The sequence below is a fragment of the uncultured Ralstonia sp. genome, from assembly GCA_913056305.1.
GTDB lineage: Bacteria > Pseudomonadota > Gammaproteobacteria > Burkholderiales > Burkholderiaceae > Ralstonia.
The window spans coordinates 1-9,356 of the sequence record CAJXMR010000185.1 but is presented as its reverse complement, the minus strand read 5'-3'; the positions used below and the strand labels follow the sequence as shown (position 1 = coordinate 9,356).

General features: G+C 63.0%; 9 protein-coding genes and 1 pseudogene. All 10 read right to left on the bottom strand.

Annotated elements, in window-relative coordinates:
* A partial coding sequence (locus QZ609_RS20885) for an O-antigen ligase family protein (RefSeq protein ID WP_295499053.1) occupies positions 1 to 875 on the bottom strand: 875 nt, incomplete at its 3' end.
* Between the two features lie 301 nt (positions 876 to 1,176).
* Positions 1,177 to 1,668, bottom strand: a complete 492-nt coding sequence (locus tag QZ609_RS20880) for a pilin (RefSeq protein WP_295499050.1) — start codon at positions 1,666 to 1,668, stop codon at positions 1,177 to 1,179.
* 282 nt (positions 1,669 to 1,950) lie between these two features.
* The gene (locus QZ609_RS20875; RefSeq protein WP_295499056.1) at positions 1,951 to 3,681 is read right to left on the bottom strand and encodes an O-antigen ligase family protein; all 1,731 of its coding nucleotides are present in this window, start codon (positions 3,679 to 3,681) and stop codon (positions 1,951 to 1,953) included.
* Between the two features lie 231 nt (positions 3,682 to 3,912).
* Entirely contained in the window at positions 3,913 to 4,434 is a 522-nt protein-coding gene (locus QZ609_RS20870) for a pilin (protein WP_295499047.1), read from the bottom strand.
* A 190-nt stretch (positions 4,435 to 4,624) separates the two neighbouring features.
* Positions 4,625 to 5,323: a TerC family protein gene (locus QZ609_RS20865; protein ID WP_295499043.1), complete on the bottom strand. Its 699-nt coding sequence runs from the start codon at positions 5,321 to 5,323 to the stop codon at positions 4,625 to 4,627.
* 158 nt (positions 5,324 to 5,481) lie between these two features.
* Positions 5,482 to 6,363 carry a succinate--CoA ligase subunit alpha gene (gene sucD, locus QZ609_RS20860; protein ID WP_064050227.1) on the bottom strand — a complete coding sequence of 294 codons (882 nt, stop codon included), beginning with the start codon at positions 6,361 to 6,363 and terminating at the stop codon, positions 5,482 to 5,484.
* Positions 6,364 to 6,449: 86 nt separating this feature from the next.
* Positions 6,450 to 7,616 carry an ADP-forming succinate--CoA ligase subunit beta gene (gene sucC / locus QZ609_RS20855; protein WP_295499038.1) on the bottom strand — a complete coding sequence of 389 codons (1,167 nt, stop codon included), beginning with the start codon at positions 7,614 to 7,616 and terminating at the stop codon, positions 6,450 to 6,452.
* 66 nt (positions 7,617 to 7,682) lie between these two features.
* Positions 7,683 to 8,321, bottom strand: coding sequence for a DUF2889 domain-containing protein (locus tag QZ609_RS20850; protein WP_295499035.1), 639 nt, complete (start codon positions 8,319 to 8,321; stop codon positions 7,683 to 7,685).
* 286 nt (positions 8,322 to 8,607) lie between these two features.
* Positions 8,608 to 9,087 carry a recombination regulator RecX gene (gene recX / locus QZ609_RS20845; protein ID WP_295499032.1) on the bottom strand — a complete coding sequence of 160 codons (480 nt, stop codon included), beginning with the start codon at positions 9,085 to 9,087 and terminating at the stop codon, positions 8,608 to 8,610.
* Between the two features lie 96 nt (positions 9,088 to 9,183).
* Positions 9,184 to 9,356, bottom strand: a pseudogene (recA, locus tag QZ609_RS20840) (recombinase RecA); the annotation flags it as partial.

Here is a 9,356-nt window from a genome sequence, read left to right as displayed (position 1 = left end):
TACTGGTTCCAGGCGAAGTCCGCCCACCCGGCGCCGAACCACGGGTGCGTGACGAACATGTGCCAGCCATGCCGCCAGATGGGCATCCGGTCGGAAACGCCGTGTTCCATGCGCTGCGCCAGCGAGGTCTGCAGATCGAAGTGCCAGCGAAGGTTGGCATAGGCGACCAGCCAGTTGCACAGTTGGTACACGGCCAGGAGGCAAACGAGCGGCGCGGCAGCCTTCAGCCATTTGCGGGCGTCTTGTGAGGCCGTCTCCGTCGTCAGGATCACCCATCCGGCCAGCAGACCGATCACGGCCAGGTGCAGCCACGCCGTGCGAGAAAACGTCAGGGAGGTGCCCACCAGCAGCGCCAACGCGACCACCGCCAACGGCCACCGCCAGCTGCGCCATTTGTTGGCCAGCAGCAAACAGGCGGCCAACCCCATCGCAAGATACGAGGCTGCGTGATTCGGCTGGTTCAGGTTGCCGCTCATGCGGCGGCCGGTGTCATCCAAATCCATGGAAAACAATTCGAACGGCAGCCCTTGCACGCGAAACAACTGCACAAACTCGACACCTACCGTCAGGACGCCGCCCAGCACCAGCCCGATCGCCAGCGACTCCACTGCCCCAGGGATCTCCCGGCTATATGCCCCCAGGCCACAGGCAAGCGCGGCGCCGGCTAGGAAAAACACGGCAGTCAGCGAAAAAAAGGGATTCTGCGGCGGCGCGAACTGCAGTTGCAAAAATAGCGCCCCGATCAAGCCAATGGGTGCCAGCGCGATCTTGGGCAACCCGCGCCCTGTTTGACTCCGCCTGGCCGATGCCAGGATGGCGAGCGCCAGAACTACCCAGCATATGGTGGTGGCAAACTCGTTGTAGAACGTCGGCACTGGGGCTGTATGGAGGCCCACCAGGAATGGAACCAACGCACACACAGCAAGCGCGGAGCAGGCCAGCCACAGCAGAACGCGAGAGGGAGGCATCAATGGAAGGAATCGTGGGGCAGTGAGACGAGGCGCGCTCAGGCGAGCGGCGCTACGGGGCAATCCAACGAAGACCGCCCCGAACATACAGAGCAGCCTTCGCTTCCATCAAAGCGAGAGGGCGCCTAAAGGCGCCCTCCACTTGTACTACGCTTAGCAGCGCGTAACTTCGGCTAGCGAGCGACTCGCAAGCAGAAGCACACGCTTCTTAGTTCTGGCAAGACGCCGGCAGGTACGGATACATTGCCTTTTGTCCACCGGCCGAGGTATAAGCGCCGGAGGTTGCAGCGGTAGCGCAAGTCCAACCGACGGTACCGTCAGGGCCGCCAACGCCGAAAATGCCCATGTACTGGTTGTCAATGTTAGCGTTACCCGTGTTCGTCAGCTGAACCACGACACCAACCTGCGAAGCGTTCTGGGTGTAGTAAATGTTCTTGACGTACTTCGCGTTCGACGCCGGAACCGTGGCAATTGGTGCTGTCGCAGGGAAGGCGCCGGCGCCCGTCGTATACGCTTCCGTAATGGCAGCGCGCGCAGCATCCAGCGTCGTGGTGGCTTCCGTCAGCTTCGACTTGACCATGTAGTTGTTGTAAGCCGGCAGCGCGATGGCAGCCAGGATACCAACGATCGCGACCACGATCATCAGTTCGATCAGCGTGAAACCCTTCTGGACACGCTTGTTGAGACGCATCGACTTCATAAATTCCCCCGGAATGTTTGGTTAAAGGTGATGCAGGGGGATTAGAGCATGGAGCGTGCCAGGTTCGATCCGTCGATTTCCGAGGCCAAATTGACGTGTTTCGCAAGATTGCCGCACCACGGCGTGACGAATTTTGACACCCCGTGACGAAGTTGGTCATTTTTGTGCCTCATTCACCACAATGCGCACTCACTTTGATGCATTGGTGTATCAAGCGCGACCTCGGGTTCATCGTCAACGCCCCGTTGCGGCGTTTGATCGCTAGGGCGCAACCGGCACCCCTCAATTGGGATTGGACAGCAACCCTTCCGATCGCAAACGCACGCAAAACGTCTTGAGGGCCTCTGATTGCCGCCCGCAGGCCTGCGCCAGCAGCGCGGATTGGTCCGCATACGAAGTCCAGTAGTGGTTGTACAGTCGACGCACTTGGACAAGGGCCTCGTCGGCCTTGCCTTCGTAAGCGAGCGCCAACGCATAGCGCTGCACCGTATTCGGCCCCGGGTAGAACTGCACAGCGTTGCGTTCCACAACGGCCATGGTGCGCGCCGTTTCGGGCGTCACGTTCGCGTTGCTCGCCGCCGCCAGAGTGGCATATGGGATCAGCACATTGCGTTCGCCGATCAATTGGCGCCACACATCACGCTGCACGTCGGCCGGCAGGTAATACAGCCGCTCCACGGATGCGTAATCCCCCCACATGCGGGCGGTGAGCACGCCTGCGCAAACCGTAACGGTGCCCGTCAGGACCCACGCGAGGGGGCCCGACGGCATCCGAAGAGTGCGCTCGTCGGCATAGCCGAGCGCAAACGCGAAAGGCAGCAGGAAGTACAGATAGTGCAGGGGATATTCGAGCATCGAGTGCACGCCCATCACAAGAATGACGGCGTACAGGAAGGCCAGCGCGGGTGTCACGCTGCGCTTCCACGCGGCCCATGCCAACCCCAGAAGCGGCAGCGCCACCGCAAGAAGCCCTGCCAGGCCGGCCTTGGCCAGCAGGTCCAGCACGATGTTATGCGCGTTCAATGACATCTCGACCGGGCCGAGCACGTCCGTCTGCACGTATTGGTTCCAGGCGTAGTCGCCCCAGCCGGCACCCAGCCACGGGTGCGCGCGGAACATGTGCCACGCGTGCTTCCACAGCAGAGGACGCAGGCCCGCGCCCTCCTGCATCCGCTCCCCCAACGACGACGGCAGATCCAAGTGCCAAAGCAGATTGGCGTACGACACCAGCCAGCCGCAGCACTGGTATGCCACCGCAAGCGCCAACAGCGGCACACACGCCACGATCCAACGCCGGATGCCTCGCTCGTTGGCGCTCCAGGCCAGGCCTGCCGTCCCGCCCACCACGGCCACATGCAGCCAGGTGACGCGGGAAATGGTCAGGGCCATGCCCAGCAGCAGGCTCAGTCCAATTGCCGCCAGGGCCATGCGCCAGCGCGGGAATCGCTGGCCCAGGAACAGGCAGGCAGCCAAACCGAACGCCAGGTAGGAGGCAACATGGTTCGGCTGGTTCAGGTTGCCCCACATGCGGCGGGCGGTGCCGGGCGGTGTCATAGAAAAGAACGCCGCCGGCAGATTCGGCACGCGAAACAGGTGCAGCAGCTCCACTGCAACCGTCAACAGCCCGCCCAGCATGACGCCGATGGCGATCGCCTCAAGCATGCCCGGCACGCTCCGGGCACGCGCCCCCAGTCCGCACGCCGCCGCCGCCGCCAGCAGAAACACGCTTGCGGCACACGAAAAAAACGGGTTGAGCGGGGGCGCAACCACCAGTTGCACGATCAGCACGGCAGCCAGGGCAAGCGGTGCGAGCGCGATCCTGGGCAGCCCGGTGTTGAGACCCCACGTTCCACCAAGCACGCCAACCGCCAGCGCGATCCAGCACACGGCAGCGGCGAATTCGCTGTAGAACGTCGGGATCGGGTACGTGTGTGGCGCCACCAGGAACGGAACGGACCAACAGGCGATGGCGGCGAGCCAGAGCGGCAAGATTGAGACGGGGGATCGAAGCATTGGCGGAGACGGCGTCGGATTGCAGCACAACAAAAAGAGCGCCCGAAGGCGCTCTTTGCAGCGGAGGTAGTTTAGCGTAACGAGATCCGGGCGGAAATGCGCGCCTTTTCCTGACAATCTTCCGCGCCGGCTTCACCCGCATCAACCGGCAATCAAGTGACGACAACAACGTCAGCGCTGTTGCGCTGAACCCTTGATTTGAGCGCCGCAGTTGTCAGCCGTAGTTGGAACTTAGTTCTGACAGCTTGCCGGCAGGTACGGATACATCGCCGACACGGAGACGCCAGACCCATATGCGCTAGCGTTCTGTGCATTGGCCGTCGCGCAGGTCCAGATCACGCTGCCGTCCGATTGACCGGCGCCAAAGATACCCAGGTACCCGCCGTCGATCTGGCTGACCCCGGTGCCGCCAAGCGTTACGACCACCCCGACGGTGGATGCTGGGCCTGCTCCTACGTTGTATTTGATCGCGGTGACATAGCGGGCGTTGCCCGGCACCGCCTGAACGATGACGGGCGGCGACGATTGCGGCGGAAAGGTCCCACCACTCGACGTATAGGCTTCGTTGATCGCAACCCGCGCCGCATCCAGCGTCGTCGTCGCCTCGGTCAGCTTCGACTTGACCATGTAGTTGTTGTAAGCCGGCAGCGCGATCGCCGCCAGGATGCCGACGATCGCGACCACGATCATCAACTCGATCAACGTAAAGCCGCGCTGGCCGCGGCACATGTTCCCGCTGTGCTTGGACTTCATCACTCTCCCCAGAGGTTTTTTTATATGTATGGGAGAGCACTGCGCATGGAGCATGCCAGGCAACGCCGAGCCCTGTCGGTCGGAAATGCCTGGTTTTGAAGTCTTTTTTGCCTAAACAGCTGACTTTTTCTGGCAAAGATGTAGACGCAACGCGTCATCACCTACTTTCGTAGGGTACGACTCTTGGCGGTCACGCCTGCCACAAAGACCGCCTCCCCATCCACCATCCAACCACCACAACAACCAGCGCCCCAAGGCAGCCAACGACGGCATCCGCATAGGGAATCGCCCGCGCAAACCAAGCCGTATCCAACGGATCGTTGACGAGCGTATCCCCCGCCAGATACCCCAACAGCGCCGCCCCCAGCGTCACAATCACCGGAAACCGCGCCATCACCCCCACCAGCAGCGTGCTGCCGAAGACAATCAGCGGAATCGACAGCCCCAGCCCCAACACCAGCAGCGGAAGCGTCGTCCCCGGTGGCCCCTTCTCCGCCGCGGCGGCTACAGCGACGACGTTGTCGAGCGACATCACCAGATCGGCAATCAGGATAGTCTGGATGGCGGGCCACAGGCCGTCGCGCCGGCGGCGTTCACCGGACGCATCGTCTTCGGCTTCAGCCAGCAGCTTGATGCCGATATAGAGCAGCAGCACCGCCCCGATCGTCTTCAGATACGGCAACGCCAGCAGCTCGACCGCTAGCACGGTCAGCACGATACGCAGCACGATCGCACCTGCACTGCCCCAGAAAATCGCCCGCTTCTGCTGCTGCGCCGGCAGATTGCGCGCAGCCAGCGCGATCACGACCGCGTTATCACCCGACAGCACGATATTGGTCAGGATGATGGAGCCAAGCGCAAACCAGAAGGCGCCGGAAGCGAGGGCCATGGGCCGTCCCAGTAGGTGTTCTTGTGAGGGGATGCAGGCAACTTGCTGTGATTGCTTATACACGCCCGGCGCCCGCCTCGCACGCTGCGCTGCCGGCACGCACGAACAAAAACGGGAGGCCAGGCCTCCCGTTTTTGTACAACTTCAAACCCTACCGCTTACAGCATCGCCTTGAGCAGACGCGCCATTTCCGACGGGTTCTTGGTGGTCTTGATGCCGCAGGCTTCCATGATGTCCAGTTTGGCCTGCGCGGTGTCGGCACCGCCCGAGATCAGCGCGCCGGCGTGGCCCATGCGCTTGCCCGGAGGCGCGGTCACGCCTGCGATGAAGCCCACCACCGGCTTCTTCATGTTGTCCTTGATCCAGTAAGCGGCGTTGGCTTCGTCCGGACCACCGATCTCACCGATCATGACCACGGCGTCCGTTTCCGGATCGTCGTTGAACATCTTCATCACGTCGATGTGCTTCAGGCCGTTGATCGGGTCGCCGCCGATACCGACTGCCGACGACTGGCCCAGGCCCAGCGCGGTCAGCTGGCCCACGGCTTCGTACGTCAGCGTGCCCGAGCGCGACACCACGCCGATGCGGCCCTTGCGGTGGATGTGGCCCGGCATGATGCCGATCTTGATTTCGTCCGGCGTGATCAGGCCCGGGCAGTTCGGGCCCAGCAGCAGGGTCTTGCTGCCGGCCTTACGCATCTTGTCCTTGACCATCATCATGTCGCGCACGGGGATGCCTTCGGTGATGCAAACCACCAGGTCCAGTTCCGCTTCGACGGCTTCCCAGATCGCATCCGCAGCGCCTGCGGGCGGCACATAGATGACCGACACGGTGGCTCCCGTCTGCGCCTTGGCATCCTTGACGGTTGCGTAGATGGGGATGCCCTCGAAGTCCTCGCCGGCCTTCTTCGGGTTCACGCCTGCCACGAAGGCGTTCTTGCCGTTGGCGTAGTCGCGGCAACCGCGGGTGTGGAACTGGCCGGTCTTGCCGGTGATCCCCTGGGTGATGACCTTGGTGTCTTTGTTGATCAGAATCGACATGCTTAATCCTCTTTGGCCTTTTTGGCAGCGAGCTGCCCCTCAACGGGCGCAGTTCGCGTTCGCATATGGTTGGTTCCGCGCGCGGCTTACTTGCCGGCGGCTGCGGCCACGACCTTCTCGGCGGCCTCTGCCATCGTGTCAGCGGCGATGATGGGCAGACCCGAGTCGGCCAGCATCTTCTTGCCGAGATCCTCGTTGGTACCCTTCATGCGCACAACCAGCGGCACCGACAGCGACACAGCCTTCGCCGCCGCGATCACGCCTTCGGCGATCACGTCGCAACGCATGATGCCGCCGAAGATGTTGACCAGAATGGCCTTCACGTGCGGGTTCTTCAGCATCAGCTTGAAGGCTTCAGTCACCTTCTCGGTGGTGGCACCGCCGCCCACGTCGAGGAAGTTGGCCGGCTCGCCGCCGAACAGCTTGATGGTGTCCATCGTGGCCATGGCCAGACCGGCGCCGTTCACCAAGCAGCCGATGTTGCCGTCGAGCGAGATGTAGGCCAGGTCGAACTTGGAGGCTTCGATTTCGGCGGGGTCTTCTTCATCCAGATCGCGGTAAGCAACGATTTCCGGATGACGGAACAGTGCGTTCGAGTCGAAGTTGAACTTGGCGTCCAGCGCGATGACCTTGCCGTCGCCGGTCAGGATCAGCGGGTTGATTTCAGCTTGCGAAGCGTCGGTTTCCCAGAATGCCTTGTACAGGCCTTGCAGGGCTTGGCGGGCTTGCGGCACGCTCGCGTCGGGCACGCCGATCTTGCGGGCGATGTCGTCAGCCTGAGCGTCTTGCAGGCCAGCTTGCGGATCGATCAGCAGCGTGTGGATCTTTTCCGGGTGCGATTCAGCGACTTCTTCGATGTCCATGCCGCCTTCGCTCGATGCCATCAGCGCGACCTGCTGCGACACACGGTCCACCACCAGCGACACGTACAGTTCCTTCTTGATGTCCGCGCCTTCTTCGATCAGCAGGCGCTTGACCAGCTTGCCCTCCGGACCGGTCTGGTGCGTCACCAGCGTCATGCCCAGGATGCCGTTGGCGTATTCCTTGACCTGGTCCATGCTCTTGGCGACCTTCACGCCGCCGCCCTTGCCACGGCCACCCGCATGAATCTGCGCCTTCACGACCCACACCGGGCCGCCCAGGGTTTCAGCAGCCTTGATGGCCTCGTCGACCGAGAAGGCCGGAATGCCGCGCGGAACCGGCACATTGTATTTGCGCAGGATTTCCTTGCCTTGGTACTCATGGATATTCATGCGTGTTTCCTTTGCTAGGCAGAGTGAGTGTGATGAATGATGAAAACGCGAGCGGCGCAGAGCCCGTCAGGACGACGGCTCCGAGGATGGCTCCAAACGCGGCTCGGTGACTGGCGGTAGGATCTTGGCTTCGGGCTGGTAGGCAAACCAGCGCGGATAATGCTTGCGGACCACCTCGCCCTCGAGATGCAGGGCATGGCAGCCGTGGAGTTGGTAAGGCGGCTTTTCGCCGGGCTCGATCGGCCGGTGGTCGGTGGAGTTGTCGCGCACCGGGAAGACATCGCCCGCAAAAGCCTGGATGGCGGCGGTCGGCAGCACCCCGCACAGCTCGGTCAGGTGCGTACAGCCCGCCACGCCGCCGAGTCTCTCACGCGAGGCCTTGCGGAAACCTTTCATCAGGTTCAGGCCGATGAGCTTGCGGTAGGCCGGGCCGATCGTGTCGCAGTGCGTGGGGTACGGCACCCAGTCGGAACACGCTTCGGCATCGACGACGTTCATGCGGGTGTCGATGGTCACGCGCAGCCACAAGTCGTGCAGCGGCTGGCCCTCGGGGCGCACGCCGCCGCTGGCCAGCGGGATGTCGCGCGGCTTGGTGTCCGTCAGGCGCGCTTCGATGTCCCACAGGCCATCTTCGCGCAAATAGGCCTCGACCGTGATGGCACGGCGATGGCGCATGACGCGCGGGACGGGAGCAGACAAAGGCATGGACCAGACAGACCGATAGGACCGATGGAGGCAGGCGCACGCGGATCGCGCTCGCACCTACGGGACGTGCGCAGCAGTGAATCGGCCGCCACACACGAATATGACCGTCCCGCCACCGAGGTAGAGGACGGCTTCAAAACCTTGGATTTTAACACGTCGTCACGACTAGACCGGGTCACGCAGTTGCGCAAGCGCGAGAACGGTTGCGACAAACGTAAAAGGTGCAACCCGATCACTTGGCGCGCAGCCGGATTGTCCATATGGATTGTCGGAAGATCGGCGACGTTCAGACCGGTTCGTCGCCGTCATCCAGCAGTTCATTCGCCCCGGCGATGATGCGCGAGACCACCGCGCGGGAGAATCCGCGCGCCATCATGAAGCGGACCTGCTTGGCGCGCTCGGCCAGATCGGCGGGCGCGCGGCCGAAGCGCTTGTCCCACAGCGCCTTGGCCCGCGCCGCCTCGGAAGACTGCAACTGGGCCTTGACCTCGCCCAGCGTTTCCTCGCCCAACTGGTGGGTCTTCAACTCCTGCATCAGCCGGGCAGTGCCATAGCGGCCAGCGCGGCGGTGCACCACGCTTTCGGCAAAGCGCGCGTTGGAGAGCCAGTTCTCGCGCTCCAGCCAGTCCAGTAGCGCATCCACCTCCTCGGCGGATTCAGCATGCTGGGCCAGCTTGCGGCGCAGCTCGGCGCGGCTGTGCTCGCGCCGGGACAGGTAGCCCAGCGCGCGCGCCTTCAGCGACAACGGTTGACGCGGCAACGGCATGCAGTTTCACGCCCCAAAGAAAAACGCCCACCGTTGGGGAACGGCAGGCGTGTCAAGCTCGATAGAGCCGCCGATCTGCGTCGATGGCCAACCCAATTACTCTTCCTCGACTGCCTCGGCCACCGCAACGGCGCCCATCGGCGTGATACCGAGGCTCTCGCGGACCTTGTTCTCGATGTCGCGGGCCAGGTCGGGGTTCTCGCGCAGGTATTCACGGCAGTTGTCGCGGCCCTGGCCGATGCGCTCGCCGCCGTAGCTGTACCAGGCGC

Bases quoted from the DNA above. Each gene is read 5' to 3' on its own strand.
- QZ609_RS20880 (WP_295499050.1), bottom strand. From the start codon at position 1,668: ATGAAGTCGATGCGTCTCAACAAGCGTGTCCAGAAGGGTTTCACGCTG.
- QZ609_RS20875 (WP_295499056.1), bottom strand. From the start codon at position 3,681: ATGCTTCGATCCCCCGTCTCAATCTTGCCGCTCTGGCTCGCCGCCATC.
- QZ609_RS20870 (WP_295499047.1), bottom strand. From the start codon at position 4,434: ATGAAGTCCAAGCACAGCGGGAACATGTGCCGCGGCCAGCGCGGCTTT.
- QZ609_RS20865 (WP_295499043.1), bottom strand. From the start codon at position 5,323: ATGGCCCTCGCTTCCGGCGCCTTCTGGTTTGCGCTTGGCTCCATCATC.
- sucD (WP_064050227.1), bottom strand. From the start codon at position 6,363: ATGTCGATTCTGATCAACAAAGACACCAAGGTCATCACCCAGGGGATC.
- sucC (WP_295499038.1), bottom strand. From the start codon at position 7,616: ATGAATATCCATGAGTACCAAGGCAAGGAAATCCTGCGCAAATACAAT.
- QZ609_RS20850 (WP_295499035.1), bottom strand. From the start codon at position 8,321: ATGCCTTTGTCTGCTCCCGTCCCGCGCGTCATGCGCCATCGCCGTGCC.
- recX (WP_295499032.1), bottom strand. From the start codon at position 9,087: ATGCCGTTGCCGCGTCAACCGTTGTCGCTGAAGGCGCGCGCGCTGGGC.